Consider the following 13583-nt stretch of genomic DNA (forward strand, 5'->3'; position numbering starts at 1 on the left):
CCGTGCCGGAGATGCTTCGATCATTCCCGCTGACGGACGCGGGGGGCTGAATGACAGCGGAGATCGACCGCCGCGGTCCCGGGCGCGGGCTCAGACGCCCTCGGCGCGGCCCCAGCACTGCACGATCCGGGGCAGGCTGACCAGCGTACGTCCGTCGCGGACGAGTTCCCGGAGCTCCCGGACGGTGCCGTCGATCTCCTCGGCGCCCGCCAGGCCGAGCTGCCGCAACGACTCGGCGATCGCCTCCAGGGTCAGCGGCGCGATGGCGGCGACGTCGCCGGAGAACCCGGCGGGCTGCACGACCCGTACCCCCAGGTCGCCGAGACCCGCCGCCGCCAGCAGGCCGGGCAGTCGCGGCCCGATGTCCGGGTCGGCGCCCCGCGCCCGGACGACCCGGGAGTAGAGCGCGACGTAGCGCTGGAAGGCATCGGACGGCGGGTGGCAGAAGTGCCCGGTGAAGTCGATGTCCTCGACGATCAGCACGCCGCCTGGCGCGAGCCGCCGGCACAGCGTGACCACCGCGCCGCCCGGATCGGCCAGGTGGGTCAGGAGGAACCGGGCGTAGACCACGTCGAAAGCCGCGCCCAGGTCGGCCGGCCGGGTGATGTCCTCCCGCCGGAACTCCACATTGCGCAGGCCCGCATCGGCCGCCTCCGCCCGCGCCAGACTCAGCACCGTCTCGTCCATGTCCGTGCCGACGACGAAGCCGTCCGGCGTCAGGCGGGCCAGCATGGCGGTGACGTCCCCGCCCCCGCAACCCACGTCCAGGCACCGGGCCCGCGGCCCGACACCCGCCCGGCGCAGCAACTCGCCCGTCGTCTCGGCCATCACCCGGTTGAGCACGCGGAGCCGCTCCCGGCCCGGCCGGCCGCCACGGATCGCGTATCGGCTGGAAGTCACGCTCACCCCCGTGTCGTGAAGCACCCGCCCCATCCTGGCATCGCCGATGATCGACTTCTATGGTCGCTTTCCTCGTCATCTGCCGGACCCGGGAAAGACCGTTATCTCGATCCAGCCCTTGCTCTCGGTCAGGTACCAGTCGTAGTCATCCATCGGCTGCGGATAGATGACCTGCGCTGCAGGCCCCGGATCGAGACCGTGGTGGGCCGTGTCGAGCCGGCCCGTGGTGAGCGCCAGCAGGATCTGCTGAGACTCCAGCCCTCTCGCGGCGGCCGGTCCGGCGACCGCTTCCGCTGCCAGAGCGGTCAAGTGGAGAGCTGCCGTCAGCGCGTCCTTCTGGACGGCGGCTGCGGTGAGGTCGTGTACCTCTGCGTCATCGTCCGCCAGGTAGGCGGCCACGCTCGTGGCGGCCGCTTCTCTCGCCTCGCTCGCACGGCGATCAGTCTGCCGTATGCGCCCTGTCCGCCCGAAGGTCAGAGATTCCCGGTGATGACAGGAAAGCGTCGGCCATGCGCAGCAGGGTCGCCTCGTCGCGGTGCGGGACGACGATCTGCAGACCGATGGGAACGCCGTCGGCGCCGAGGCCGACGGGGACGCTGGCGGCGGGGTGGCCGCTGAGGTTGAACGCCCAGGTGAGACTCACGCTGATCGTCTCCCCGGGCCCGTCGTGGCCGTGGGCGCTGACCGGGGCGGTAGGGGTCAGCAGGACCTCGGCGACCTGGAACGCCGCAGCCAGCCGCCGGTTGTTGTCAGCCCGGCTCGCCAGATCCGACGGAGCCGGGTCGCCGCGGCGCAGAGCGTGCCAGGCGCCGGCCGGATCGGTCAGGACGAGGTCGTGGTCGACCCACTCGATGACGCCGGCGTCGGCCAGCCGATCGGCGGCCGCACGGGCGACGACGACGATGCCCGGATCCGTCTTCGCGTACCCGAGGGTGGCCGTCCACAGGGCCCGGACCGGCCGGTGCGCATCGGTGGGACGCTGCGTTCGTACCTCGGTGCCGAGAACGGCGCCGAGGTACGCGGCGGCGTCCGCGACGGTGCGCGCCAACGGCCCCGGCGCGTTCAGCCCAGCGCGGTCGCGGGCCGGCAGGAGCCCGGTGGTGACCTTCATACCGACGATGCCGCACCAGGCGGCGGGGATGCGCAGCGACCCGGCGCCGTCGTTGCCGGTGGCCAGGGGAACCAGGCCCGCGGCGACCGCGGCGGCGGAGCCGGCCGACGAGCCGCCCGGGCTGCGGTCGGCGCGCCAGGGGTTGGTGGTGGGCCCGCGGTCGGTGTGCCCCCAGGTCTGCCACGGCGTGCCGCGCGGCACCGAGGTCGTCCCGATGGGAATGCAGCCGGCGGCGATCAGCCGGCGGGCCTGCACCGAGTCGACGCCCTCGGACGCCTTGACTCCCAGGGGCACACCCGCCAGGGGCAGCGGTTGCCCGGCAGCCACCGCGGCGTCGACGTCGGCGGCGGCCCGCAGTGCCTGTTGTGGCCACAGTTCCCGGAAGGCTCGTACCTCGGTGTCGGCGGCATCGATGTGTTCCAGAGCCTCGGCCACCACGTCCACGGCGCGTAGCTGCGCGCTGTTGACCAGCGCGGCCAGGTCGACAGCGGTCCGGCGGGGGGAGCCGGACAGAGCGCTGGTCATCGTCGCGCACCTCGGTTCGTCACGCGCCGACTCCTTCCGCTTTCCCGGCATGGAACCGTTCTACCCCGGTGAACCGCGAGGCGCATCGAGCCGAGGTCAGCGGTCCGGGTGGCGAGCACCTGCGGCTCGTCGGGAAGAGCCTGACCGAGCCAACCGGGTGCCGCCGCGCGAACGCAGCGCTGAGCCCGCAACGTCGTGATGGCCTTGCGCCCGGATGGTGACGCCTCGCCGTGGGATCCGTCTCAACGCGCCGACGCCGGCGACTTGATGCAGGATGAGCCGATGAGCCAGCCCGACCTGAACCCCGACGAGTACCCACCTATCGATCCGCGGGAGCCGGTACCCGACGACGCCGGCGAGCTTCTGCCGGACACACCCGATGAACTGCCGGCGGCACCGGTCGAACCGATGCCCGACGACGGGGATGAAGGCGGTGTGCGCGAGCCTGCATGACGCCGGCGAACCCGGTCGTGTCAGTGATCCTGGCTTACGGGATCGGCGGCCGGGCTCGTGAAGCAGCCGGCGCGGTGGCGCCCGGCCGTGGGTGAGTGATGATGTCAGTGACTCATGGCTTCCGCGGCCGGTGCGTCCCGCCAACCGTACCGATCGGCACGTCGGCGAGATCGCTGAGCCCGTGCCGCCAGGCACCTCCGTTACCACGAGACGGTTCGTGACCGGCGCGAACGCTGATGTGACCATGGGACGGAGGCAGGCGGGCCTCGACCGGGCCGAAGCGGTCCGCCGGTTCAGTTCACCGACCGGGCCGCGCCGTCGAGGGCGGCCAGGAAGCGGAAGAAGTGCGGATCGAAGCGGCCCGGATCAGCCGCCGCCAGCTCGGCACGGGTCCACCAGCGGACGGCGTGGAACTCGCCCGCGTCCGGGCGGAGTTCCTCGTCGCCGGTGCAGGACAGGACGTACCAGAGGCTGACGTCCGTGTGGCCGTGGTCCTGCCCGACCGTACGCGTGACGGTCAGGAAGATCGGCGACCGGGACAGGCCCGCATCGCCGAGGCCGAGCTCTTCCTGGATCTCCCGCCGGGCGGTCAGCGCCGGGTCCTCATCGACCTCGACGTGACCGCCCGGCGGGAGCCACAGCCCGGCGTTGACGTGGTCGACCAGCAGGATCCGGCCGTCCGCGGCGACCGGCACCACATATGACACCAGGTGCTGTGGCGGGGACGCCGGTCTGACCCGGCGGAACACGTCGTCCGTGCTCGCCAGCCAGGCCAGCGCCGACGTGCGATGCTCGGCGCCGAGCTCGTCGGCCGGTGAAAGCCGGGACACCAGGTCATGGACGACCACTACGGACTCACGCATCCGGGAATGCTGTCACGGGCCCCGCGGCGCTGTAGACCCCGGTGGGTCAAGCGTGATGGGGGATCGCGGCGCCGGCGAGTGGGGTGCCGCGCCGCCAGACGGCGCGGGTGTTGAGGGTGTCGCCGATGGTGGTGGTGGGGTCGCCGTCGACCAGGAGCAGGTCGGCTCGTAGTCCTTCGGCGATCCGGCCGCGGTCGGTGAGACCGAACCGGCGTGCCGGTGTGCTGGTCGCCGCGCGCAGCGCCTGAACCGGGGTCAGGCCGGCCCGGACGAGGTACTGCAGTTCGTGGTGGACGCTGGCGCCGTGAGCGAGTCCACCGAGGAACGGGAACGGCACGGAGGTGTCGGTGCCGGCCAGGATGTCCACGCCCGCGTCGTGCAGGGCTTTGACCGAGGCGAGCACGTCGTCGATGTCGCCCTGCGGGTAGTGGTCGAAGCTGGACCGCAACGTGTCCATCCAGGCACTGTCCAGGCGTGACGCGACGCGGGGGTCGTCGGCCAGTTCGGCGCCGGTGATGCCCGTCATCGACGCGTTGAGAACCACGCACGGCACGACGAACGCGCCGGACGCGGCGATCCGCTCGATGATCTCGGGGGTGTGCGGCCGGTCCATGAAGAGGTGGACCAGGCCACCGATGCCGGCGTCGATCGCCATGCGGGTCGCGTCGACGGTCAGGGCGTGGGCGACGGTGAGCATGCCCCGGCGGCGGGCCTCGGCGACGCCCGCGTCGAGGGTGGCCTGGTCCAGCATGGGCAGGCCGGGGTGTCCTTCGACGCTGCCGTCGTCGACCATGAACTTGATGTAGTCGGAGCCGGTCTCGATCAGCCGGGGAATGAAGGCGACGGCTTCCTGCGGGGTGGTGGAGAACGGCATCACCGGCGGGGCTTGCGGCGGGCCGGCGGCCGGGCGGGCTCCGGGCGGCGGGCCGGGCCGGAAACCCGGGGGGAACAGTTCGGCGGGGTGACCGCCGGGTGGGGTGATCCCGAACCCGGACGAGCGTACGTCGGCGAGGGTGTCGTCGTTCTCGATGTGTGCGCGGTTGTCCCTCGTGTTGGTGCCCTGCATCTCCAGGTGGGTGGTGACACCGAAGCGCAGCGCGAGGGCGAGGCTCTGCGTGCTGGTGTGCACATGGGCGTCGAACAGGCCGGGCAGCAGGGTCGCGCCGGCGGCGTCGACGATCTCCGCGCCCGCGGGCGGCCGTCCGCCCACGGCGGTGATGGTCGGGCCGTCGATGACGACGGTGTTCGCGTCGAGCACCTGATGCCCGTCGAAGATGCGCGCGTCGACGATCGCTGTGGTCATGGCATTGCCTTTCTTGCAGGTGCAGTGCTTCCGGCGACGCCAGCATATGCATAGTCGCTCTGAAACTAAAGTGACTATGACTTCAGAGTTGCTGTGATTCGGGTAGCATGCCGGGGTGACCACGATCGGGCGCCGGGAGCGCAGGAAAGTGCAGACGCGTCAGGCGCTGGCCGATGCCGCCTTGGAGCTGTTCCTGGCGCACGGCTACGACAGGGTGACCGTGGCGCAGATCGCCGAGGCGGCCGACGTCTCGTTGGCGACCCTGTTCAAGCACGTCCCGGACGGCAAAGAGGCGCTGATCTTCGACGACGGCACCGAGCGGCGCGAGGCGATGGTCGCGGCGGTGCGCGACCGGCCGGCAGGTGTGTCGATCCTGCGGGCGCTGCACACGTTCCTGGCCGGCCGCGGCACCTTCGCCGTCGACATGCCCGCCGACGCGCAGCGCAAGCGCGATCTGATCGTCGACACCCCGGCACTCTCCGGTTACCAGCGCAGACTCTGGCTGCGCGGCGAGGAGTCGCTCACCGCGGCGATCGCGGCCGAGTCCGGGTGTGAGCCGGGCGCCCCCGAGGTTCGGGCGCTGGCCCGCTACATCCTGGAGATCCCCGACCTGATCAGCCTGGACACCGACCCCCGCGCGTCGCTCGATGCCGTCTTCCGGCTTCTGGAGACGGGGTGGGCCGGCATCACCGGAGACGGGCCGGCATCGCGCTGAACAACGCCCCGGCCGCTGGGCGAGACCGGTGCGGGCCGGGTCCTGACGGGCGGCTACGTGAGTCTGTCCAGGGCATCGCGGAGCGCGGAGCGTGAGGTGATGCCGAGTTTGGGGAAGATGCGGTAGAGGTGTGCGCCGACGGTTCGTGGTGACAGGTAGAGCCGTTGCCCGATCTCCTTGTTGCTCAGGCCGGCGGCGGCGAGGTGGGCGACCTCCAGCTGTTGCGCGGTGAGGTCGGTCGGCTGCACGTCGGCGCGGGACGAACCGCCGGTGACGGCGATGCCGGTGGCTCGTAGTTCCTGCTCGGCCCGCCGGGTCCAGGTGGTGGCGCCGAGGCGGGTGAACAGGTCGATGGCGCGGCGCAGTTCCGGTCGGGCGGCGCCGGGCTGTTGGTGCCGTCGGTAGTGCTCGCCGAGTGCGAGCCGGATGCGGGCGTGCTCGAACGGCCAGTGTTCGACCCCGGGGAGGGCGAGTGCCTGCCGGTACAGGGTGACCGGATCGTCGTGGCTGAGCATGGCGCGGGCGGCGTGGATGTGCAGCCGCAGCCGTGGTGTCAGGTCGGCCAGCCCGGCGGCCTCGGCGGCGGCGAGATGGGCGCGGGCCTCGTCGACACAGTGGATCCGGGTCGCTGCCTCGATCAGGTCGAGGGTGGCCCAGAGCGCGGCATGAGCGAAGGCCGGCAGGTGTCCCGGCCGGACGAGGGTGGTCGCGTGTTCGTACGCCGCCTCGTGATCGCCGTCGGTCAGCGCGGCAAGGGCGAGGTTACGGGTGGACTGGGCCAGGTGGGCGCGGCTGCCGCGCGGTCCGGCCCACCGTTCGATCGTCCGGCTGTACTCGTGCACGGTTTCGACGTCACCCCGAGCCGCGGCCAGCCAGCCGAGGTGGCAGCGCAGGTCGTTGACGGCTGTTTCGAGGCCGTGCCGGACGGCGAGGTCCATGCCGGCGTCGGCGGCCTTCTCGCTGGCCTCCCAGTCCCCGGCGAGGAAGTGGTCGTGCGCGCTCAGCAGGTGACCGGCGACCGCGTGGGTGATCGCGCCGCTGCCGCTCTCGCGGTCGACCAGGCCGCGCAGCCAGGTACGTCGGTCCCGGAGCCCGTCGACGGCCATGGCGGCCCGGCAGAGGTCGACGACACGGCCCGGTGGGGCGTCGAGCGGCAGAGCGTCGAAGGTCTCGGCGAGCCGGCGCCGGATGTCCGCGCCGCCGGAGGGGAGGCCGCCGAGCACGGCGAACAGCAGACGCAGTTCGTCGTCGTCGCAGTGTTCCATGACGGCGGCGCAATGGTTCCAGCGTTCGTCGTCGGCGCTGTAGAACGCACTGATCAGAAGTAGTTTCGTGGCCCGCGCGCGGTCGGCTGGCTCACTGGTCTGCCGTACCGCCCGGTCGAGCAGTTGATCGGCGGCCGCGAGGTCGCCGTCGCGTCGTAGCAGGACTTCGGCGCGCACCGTGAGGGCGCGGGCGGACCGGTTCGGGTCGTCGGTGTATCTGCGGGCCTCGTCGAGCAGTCGCTGGGCCAGGTCCAGTTGCCCGGAGGCGCTGGCCATCTCCGCCCCGTCGTGGAGGCGGCGTACGGCGTCGCCGGGGGACGGGCTCAGCGCGGCGGCCCGCTGCATCGCGGCTACGGCCAAGCCGGTGCCGCCGCGCGAGCTGATCAGTGCGGCGCCGCGGTCGATCTCCTGGGCGATCGCCTCGTCGGGTTCGACCGTGGCGGCGGCGAGGTGCCAGACGCGCATCTCCGGGTTGCCGCGGTAGTGCCGGGCGAGGTGCAGGTGCGCGGCACGGATCTCGTCGGGGGCGGCGGTGTTGACGATGGCGGAGCGCACCAGGGGATGGCGGAACGTCAGCCGCGTGGGGGTCGAGTCCCGCGTGATCAGGCCGAGTCGCTCGACCGCGGCGATGTCGTCGAGCGACAGCATCGAGGGATGGGCGGCATCGATGGTGTGGTCGAGAGGGTCACCGTCGAGGGCGCTCACCAGTAGGGCGGTACGGATCGGTGCCGGTAGCGTGGTGACCCGGCCGGCGTAACCCGCCTCGAGGCGGGTCCGCAGCGGCGCGGCGGCCGGGAGCATCTCCAGGCCGACGGCGGCGTCGGTGCCGAAGGCGTGCGGCAGGTCGGCGAGGGCGAGGGGGTTTCCGGCGGCGTCGCGCAGGATGCGTTCCCGGGCCGGTGCGGGAAGGCCCGGGTGGAGCAGGTCGAGCAGTTCCGCGGCGGCCGACGGTTTCAGCGGGCGGATCTCGAGCATGCCGACGCCGGGGGTGACTCGTTCGCTGGCGATGAGCGGCCGGCGGGCGAAGATCGCACGGACGTCGATGGCCGACAGCCGCAGCAGCAGGAACATCATCACCTCGCGGGTCGGGACATCGACCCAGTGGGCGTCCTCGACCGCGATGAGCACCGGACCGTCGGCGGCGATCGCGGTGACGGCGGCAAGCGACGCCGCGCACACGGCCAGGCGGTCCGGGGGCAGGCCGTCGTCGAGTCCGAGCGCGCGGCGCAGTACCGAACGGTGAAAGGGTTCGAGACGATCGAGGTACGCCGGTACCGGGCCGAACAGCTGATGCAGGCCGGCGAAGGCGAGTTTGGCCTCACTCTCGAAGCCGCTGCCGCCGATGACGCGGATGCCGCGCTCCCGGGCGTAGCGGATACCCGCCTGGAGCAGGACGGTCTTGCCGATGCCGGGGTCGCCGTGCAGGGTCAGGTTCGACGGGGTACCCGGCCGGCGATCGATCACCGCGTACAGGGTGTCCAGTTCACGCTCCCGGCCGACGAGGTTCACCGGTCCTCCTCCTTCGTGGTCCGGTCGGGGTCGCGGTGGAACGGCACGGGTGCAGTCATTTGACCGATTGCCGGGCCGGTGGCGGGGCGCAGCATGGTCGGCGACGACTGCTGCAGGGAGGAACCATGTCGCGGCTCGTGGTCGGCACGGACAACGGCGCGGCCGTGGAGCTGTACTTCGAGGACGTCGGCTCCGGGCGCCCGGTGGTGCTCGTGCACGGCTGGCCGTTGTCGCAGCGCCTCTGGGATCAGCAGGTACGCCCCCTCGTGGCCGCCGGGCACCGCGTGGTCTCCTACGACCGGCGCGGCTTCGGTCGTTCGTCGCATCCGTGGGACGGCTACGACGTCGACACGTTCGCCGCGGATCTGGCGCAGCTGATGGAGAGCCGGCGGCTGCATGACGCGGCTCTGGTCGGCTTCTCGTCCGGATGCGCCGACGTGCTGCGCTACGTGGCGGTGCACGGCACGCGACGGCTCAACCGATTGGTGCTGATCAGCCCACCGCCGGACTCGAGCGGTCCCGAGGCCGCCGAGGCCACGGCCATGTTTGGCGGCGGCGAGTCGGTCGCCGCGTCGATCCATCATCGGGTCGCCATGCTCGACGAGGTGGTCACCCGGATGTTCGCCGTCGACGGGCTCGCCGCGGTCGACGAGCCGACCAGGCGGTTCCATGTGGCTCTGGCCGCGGAGGCGTCGGCCAAGGCGGTCACCGACTCGATCGCCGCAGCCGGCGCTGCCGATCTCGAAGCGGCGCTGGCCCGTGTCGACGTGCCGGTCCTCGCCATCGTCGGTGGGGCAGACGCGGTCACCGATCCCGCCCGGACGATGCGGTGGCTGGCGGGCGCCGCGCCGGGGATCCGGATGACAGCTGTACCCCACGCTCCGCACGCGGTGCCGGTCACCCACGCCGAGGAGTGCAACGCGGCCGTGCTGGCGTTCCTCACCAGCTGATCGTGGCCGCCCGGCCCCACCGGCGAAGCGGTGTGCGGTGTGGACCGCCTGATTCCCGCGGACGCATGTCTCAAGGCTCCGTAGCTCCCCGTCGTACAGATTCCGGATGAACGATGTCGCCTCGCGACGACCGTCGCAGATCCGTCGGCGCCTCAGCAGCCCCGGACCGCGATCGACGCTGATCGCTGCTGCGTCTGCGCACCGTACGGCGCCGAGGGTGCCGCGACATCCGTCATCCGACGGTGGATCTCTACTGCAGTACCACTCGCCGGCGTGGCTCCACCGGGACGACCACCGGTGTAGGTCATCGGTGGTTGCGGTGTCAGGTGCAGTCATCTGACGGCAGCGGTCCGCCCGTCGTCACTTCTAGGTTCATGGCACAGGTCGCGGCCACCGCGACGGACCCACAACCCAGGGACGGGACATGAACGACGACGTACGCACCGAAACCGACACGACGCCCCGGACGACGTTCCGGCACGCACGCCACCGGCCGCACCGCTCGGTGCTGCTCGTCCTCGTGCTGGCCCTCACCGCCGCCGCCGGATTGTTCGGCGCGGCCGCCACCGCGACGGCGTCCGCACGGGACCGGCCGAAACCGACGGTGGTGCTGGTGCACGGCGCCTTCGCCGACGCGTCCGGCTGGAACGACGTGGTCGCCCGGCTGCAGCGTGACGGCTATCCGGTGCTGGCGCCGGCCAACCCGCTGCGGGGCGTCGCATCGGACTCGGCGTACCTCGCCGGCATCCTGCAGACGATCACCGGACCCGTCGTCCTCGTCGGGCACTCCTACGGCGGGGTCGTCATCACCAACGCCGCGACCGGCAACCCCAACGTCGAAGCCCTCGTCTACATCGCCGCGTTCGCACCGGCCGAGGGTGACACCGTCGGCGGCCTGCAGGACAAGTTCACCGGCAGCAAGCTGCACCTCGACGCGCTGGATGTCCGCCCGATCATCGGCATCGACGGCGAACCCAGCTACGACGCCTACGTCAAGGCCGCCGTCTTCCGCGACATCTTCGCCGCCGACCTGCCCCGTAAGACGACCGCGGTCATGGCCGCCACCCAGCGCCCGGCCGACGTGCACACCCTCGGACAGCCGTCCGGTGTGCCCGCCTGGAGGACGATCCCGTCCGGCTATCTGGTCGCCAAGGCCGACAACCTGATCCCGCCGGCCGCTCAGCGATTCATGGCACAGCGTGCCGGCGCCCGCACCGTCGAGATCGACAGCTCCCACGTCGCCATGATGAGCAACCCCGGCCCGACCGCCGACCTGATCCAGCGGATGGCCAGGTCAGTCCGCTGATCGACACGGTGGCCGGCACGCCGGCCACCGCATCCGACGCCCACCACCTCCGAAGGAGACGAACCATGGGATACGTGACCACCGCCGACGGCGCGCAGATCTTCTACAAGGACTGGGGATCCGGCCGCCCGGTCGTGCTGAGCCACGGCTGGCCGCTCAACTCCGACAGCTGGGAGGCACAGGCGCTGTTCCTCGCCGAGCACGGCTACCGCGTCATCGCCCACGACCGCCGCGGGCACGGACGCTCGACCCAGACGTGGCACGGCAACGAGATGGACACCTACGCCGACGACCTCGCCACCCTCATCGAGGAACTCGACCTGCACGACGCCACCCTCGTCGGGTTCTCCACCGGAGGCGGGGAGGTCGCCCGCTACATCGGCCGCCACAGCACCGCCCGTGTCGCCCAGGCGGTCCTGGTCTCCGCGGTGCCGCCGCTCATGCTGCGGACGCCGGACAACCCGGGCGGCGTACCGATCGAGGTCTTCGACGGCATCCGTGCCGGGTCCCTCGCCGACCGCTCCCAGCTCTACAGGGACCTCGCCGACGGGCCGTTCTTCGGCCACAACCGGCCCGGCGCCAACGTGTCGCAGGGCATCCGGGACGCCTTCTGGCTGCAGAGCATGCAGGCCGGGCACCGTAACGCCTACGAGTGCATCGCCGCGTTCTCCGCCACCGACTTCCGCGACGACCTCGCCGCGTTCGACGTGCCGACGCTGGTCATCCACGGCGACGACGACCAGGTCGTGCCGTTCGAGGTCGGCGGCAAGGCCTCCGCCGGCCTGATCAAGGGCGCCGAGCTGATCGTCTACCCCGGCGCACCGCACGGCATCACCGACACGCACAAGACCCGGCTCGCCACCGACCTTCTCACCTTCCTCGACGCCTGACCGCGATCACACCCCAGGAGCAGACATGAGCACCGAGCCCCACGCCCCCGACACCATCGTCCTGATCCACGGCTTCTGGGTCACCCCGCGCAGCTGGGAGGGATGGAAGGCACACTACGAGAACAAGGGCTACCGGGTCCTCACCCCCGCCTACCCCGGCTTCGAGGTGGAAGTGGAAGCCCTCAACGCCGACCCGACCCCGATCCTGAACGTCACCGTCCCGAAGATCATCGAGCATCTCGAGTCCGTCATCGCCGCACTGCCGTCCCCGCCGATCCTCGTCGGCCACTCCGCCGGCGGCGCGTTCACCCAGATCCTGCTCGACCACGGCTACGGCGCCGTCGGCGTCGCGATGAACTCCGCACCCACCGAAGGCGTACGGGTGGTGCCGCTCTCCCAGGTCAAGTCCACCTTCCCGGTGCTCAAGAACCCGGCCAACCGGCACAGGACGGTGCCGCTCTCCCTCGAGGAGTGGACCTACGCGTTCACCAACACGTTCACGCCCGAGGAATCCGAGGCGCTCTGGAAGCGGTACGCGATCCCCGCCAACGGCGGCATCCTCTGGGGCAGCGTCCTGGCCAACTTCCAGCCCGGCCACCAGGACACCTGGGTCGACTACCGCAACAACGACCGCGCGCCCCTGCTGTTCGTCTCCGGCAGCGAGGACCACATCATGCCTCCGGCGATCCAGCGCTCCAACGCCGACCACTACAGGTCCGGCACGGTGACCGAGGTCAAGGTGTACGACGGCTTCCCGCACCTGCTGCCCGCCTACCAGGGCTGGCAGCGCGTCGCCGACGAGGTCCTCGACTGGGCCCTGCGCCACGCGCGGACACCGGCGAGGTGACACCCACCGCAGCGGTACGGCGGCGCACCCGGTCTGCACCGATGCGCCGCCGTACCGCTGCGCTGCCCGGTCGTGCGCCATTCGCCCTTCCTCTCCAGAATCGTGGAGCCATGCCATGACCCAGATCCGCATCACCCACATCGGCGGACCGACCGCGCTGCTCGAGATCGGCGGATGGCGGATCCTGACCGACCCGACCTTCGACCCGCCCGGCCGGCGGTACGCCTTCGGCTGGGGCACCTCCTCCCGCAAGACCACCGGCCCGGCCGTATCGCTGTCCGACCTGCCACCGGTCGACGCGGTACTGCTCAGCCACGACCACCACGGCGACAACCTGGACGTCGCCGGCCGCACGATGCTCCCCGGCGCCGGCACGGTGATCACCACGGTCGCCGCCGTCCGGCGCCTCGGCCACGGCGAGGGCCTGCGCCCGTGGGCGACCACCGAACTACGTGCCACCGGCCGGCCCACCGTGACGGTCACCGCGACCCCCGCCCGGCACGGCCCACCTCTCAGCCGGCCGATCGCCGGAGCGGTCATCGGTTTCGTCCTGCAATGGCCCGGACAGGAACGCGGCGCACTCTGGATCTCCGGTGACACCGTCCTGTTCCGCGGCGTCCGCGAAGTGGCCCGCCGCTTCGACATCGGCACCGCGCTGCTGCATCTCGGCGCCGTCCGGTTCCCCGTCACCGGCCCGCTGTACTACTCCATGACCGCCCGGCAGGCCCTGCGGGTATGCCGCCGGATCCGGCCGGCGACCGCCATACCGGTCCACTACGAGGGCTGGCAACACTTCTCGCAGGGACGCGAGACAGTGGAACGCCACTTCGCCGGTGAACACGGCGACCTTGGCGAACGGTTGCACTGGTTGACGCCGGGAACACCGGCCGAGCTGACGGTCTGACGGCGCCGCGCCCGCGGCAGCCGGGCGTACCGAGGCGTGATG

At 71.6% G+C, this 13583-nt stretch carries 12 protein-coding genes and 1 pseudogene; 7 read left to right on the forward strand and 6 right to left on the reverse strand.

Annotation, left to right across the window (positions count from 1 at the left end):
* Positions 1-90 precede the first annotated feature (90 nt).
* The 3 genes from Aut01nite_RS32310 to Aut01nite_RS32320 form a co-directional block, all read right to left on the reverse strand.
* A complete protein-coding gene (locus tag Aut01nite_RS32310) occupies positions 91-900 on the reverse strand; it encodes a methyltransferase domain-containing protein (protein WP_161790620.1) in 810 nt (269 codons plus the stop codon).
* Positions 901-975: 75 nt separating this feature from the next.
* Positions 976-1299, reverse strand: a complete 324-nt coding sequence (locus Aut01nite_RS32315) for a hypothetical protein (RefSeq protein ID WP_052163595.1) — start codon at positions 1297-1299, stop codon at positions 976-978.
* A gap of 40 nt (positions 1300-1339) precedes the next feature.
* The gene (locus Aut01nite_RS32320; RefSeq protein ID WP_052163592.1) at positions 1340-2536 is read right to left on the reverse strand and encodes an amidase family protein; all 1197 of its coding nucleotides are present in this window, start codon (positions 2534-2536) and stop codon (positions 1340-1342) included.
* Positions 2537-2818: 282 nt separating this feature from the next.
* Between Aut01nite_RS32320 and Aut01nite_RS32325 the strand changes: the two genes are divergently transcribed.
* Positions 2819-2989, forward strand: coding sequence for a hypothetical protein (locus Aut01nite_RS32325; RefSeq protein WP_173476661.1), 171 nt, complete (start codon positions 2819-2821; stop codon positions 2987-2989).
* 293 nt (positions 2990-3282) lie between these two features.
* Here Aut01nite_RS32325 and Aut01nite_RS32330 read toward each other — a convergent pair whose 3' ends face one another.
* Positions 3283-3852 (reverse strand): NUDIX domain-containing protein, encoded by a 570-nt coding sequence (locus Aut01nite_RS32330; RefSeq protein WP_043524499.1) that lies wholly within the window; start codon positions 3850-3852, stop codon positions 3283-3285.
* A 46-nt stretch (positions 3853-3898) separates the two neighbouring features.
* The gene (locus tag Aut01nite_RS32335; RefSeq protein WP_043524498.1) at positions 3899-5155 is read right to left on the reverse strand and encodes an amidohydrolase family protein; all 1257 of its coding nucleotides are present in this window, start codon (positions 5153-5155) and stop codon (positions 3899-3901) included.
* A gap of 115 nt (positions 5156-5270) precedes the next feature.
* Between Aut01nite_RS32335 and Aut01nite_RS32340 the strand changes: the two genes are divergently transcribed.
* On the forward strand, positions 5271-5870 hold the full coding sequence (locus Aut01nite_RS32340; protein ID WP_043524497.1) for a TetR/AcrR family transcriptional regulator: 600 nt from the start codon (positions 5271-5273) through the stop codon (positions 5868-5870).
* 53 nt (positions 5871-5923) lie between these two features.
* Here Aut01nite_RS32340 and Aut01nite_RS32345 read toward each other — a convergent pair whose 3' ends face one another.
* Positions 5924-8644: an AAA family ATPase gene (locus Aut01nite_RS32345; protein ID WP_043524496.1), complete on the reverse strand. Its 2721-nt coding sequence runs from the start codon at positions 8642-8644 to the stop codon at positions 5924-5926.
* A 125-nt stretch (positions 8645-8769) separates the two neighbouring features.
* Here Aut01nite_RS32345 and Aut01nite_RS32350 point away from each other — a divergent pair, with 125 nt between their 5' ends.
* The 5 genes and pseudogenes from Aut01nite_RS32350 to Aut01nite_RS32370 all read left to right on the forward strand — a co-directional run bounded on the left by Aut01nite_RS32350 (position 8770) and on the right by Aut01nite_RS32370 (position 13541).
* Positions 8770-9594: an alpha/beta fold hydrolase gene (locus Aut01nite_RS32350; RefSeq protein ID WP_043524495.1), complete on the forward strand. Its 825-nt coding sequence runs from the start codon at positions 8770-8772 to the stop codon at positions 9592-9594.
* Positions 9595-10018: 424 nt separating this feature from the next.
* On the forward strand, positions 10019-10900 hold the full coding sequence (locus Aut01nite_RS32355; protein WP_083998828.1) for an alpha/beta fold hydrolase: 882 nt from the start codon (positions 10019-10021) through the stop codon (positions 10898-10900).
* A gap of 50 nt (positions 10901-10950) precedes the next feature.
* Positions 10951-11790: pseudogene (locus Aut01nite_RS32360) on the forward strand (alpha/beta fold hydrolase); the annotation flags it as partial.
* 25 nt (positions 11791-11815) lie between these two features.
* Complete coding sequence (locus tag Aut01nite_RS32365) at positions 11816-12637, forward strand: alpha/beta hydrolase (RefSeq protein WP_043524493.1); 822 nt, start codon at positions 11816-11818, stop codon at positions 12635-12637.
* Between the two features lie 115 nt (positions 12638-12752).
* Positions 12753-13541, forward strand: coding sequence for an MBL fold metallo-hydrolase (locus Aut01nite_RS32370; protein WP_043524492.1), 789 nt, complete (start codon positions 12753-12755; stop codon positions 13539-13541).
* Positions 13542-13583: the final 42 nt, after the last annotated feature.

The sequence above is a fragment of the Actinoplanes utahensis genome (assembly GCF_016862455.1).
Taxonomy (GTDB): Bacteria; Actinomycetota; Actinomycetes; order Mycobacteriales; family Micromonosporaceae; genus Actinoplanes; species Actinoplanes utahensis.

Excerpts from the sequence above, each read along its gene's own strand:
- Aut01nite_RS32335 (WP_043524498.1), bottom strand. The coding sequence starts at position 5,155 with ATGACCACAGCGATCGTCGACGCGCGCATCTTCGACGGGCATCAGGTG.
- Aut01nite_RS32320 (WP_052163592.1), bottom strand. The coding sequence starts at position 2,536 with ATGACCAGCGCTCTGTCCGGCTCCCCCCGCCGGACCGCTGTCGACCTG.
- Aut01nite_RS32365 (WP_043524493.1), top strand. The coding sequence starts at position 11,816 with ATGAGCACCGAGCCCCACGCCCCCGACACCATCGTCCTGATCCACGGC.
- Aut01nite_RS32355 (WP_083998828.1), top strand. The coding sequence starts at position 10,019 with ATGAACGACGACGTACGCACCGAAACCGACACGACGCCCCGGACGACG.
- Aut01nite_RS32350 (WP_043524495.1), top strand. The coding sequence starts at position 8,770 with ATGTCGCGGCTCGTGGTCGGCACGGACAACGGCGCGGCCGTGGAGCTG.
- Aut01nite_RS32370 (WP_043524492.1), top strand. The coding sequence starts at position 12,753 with ATGACCCAGATCCGCATCACCCACATCGGCGGACCGACCGCGCTGCTC.
- Aut01nite_RS32325 (WP_173476661.1), top strand. The coding sequence starts at position 2,819 with ATGAGCCAGCCCGACCTGAACCCCGACGAGTACCCACCTATCGATCCG.
- Aut01nite_RS32330 (WP_043524499.1), bottom strand. The coding sequence starts at position 3,852 with ATGCGTGAGTCCGTAGTGGTCGTCCATGACCTGGTGTCCCGGCTTTCA.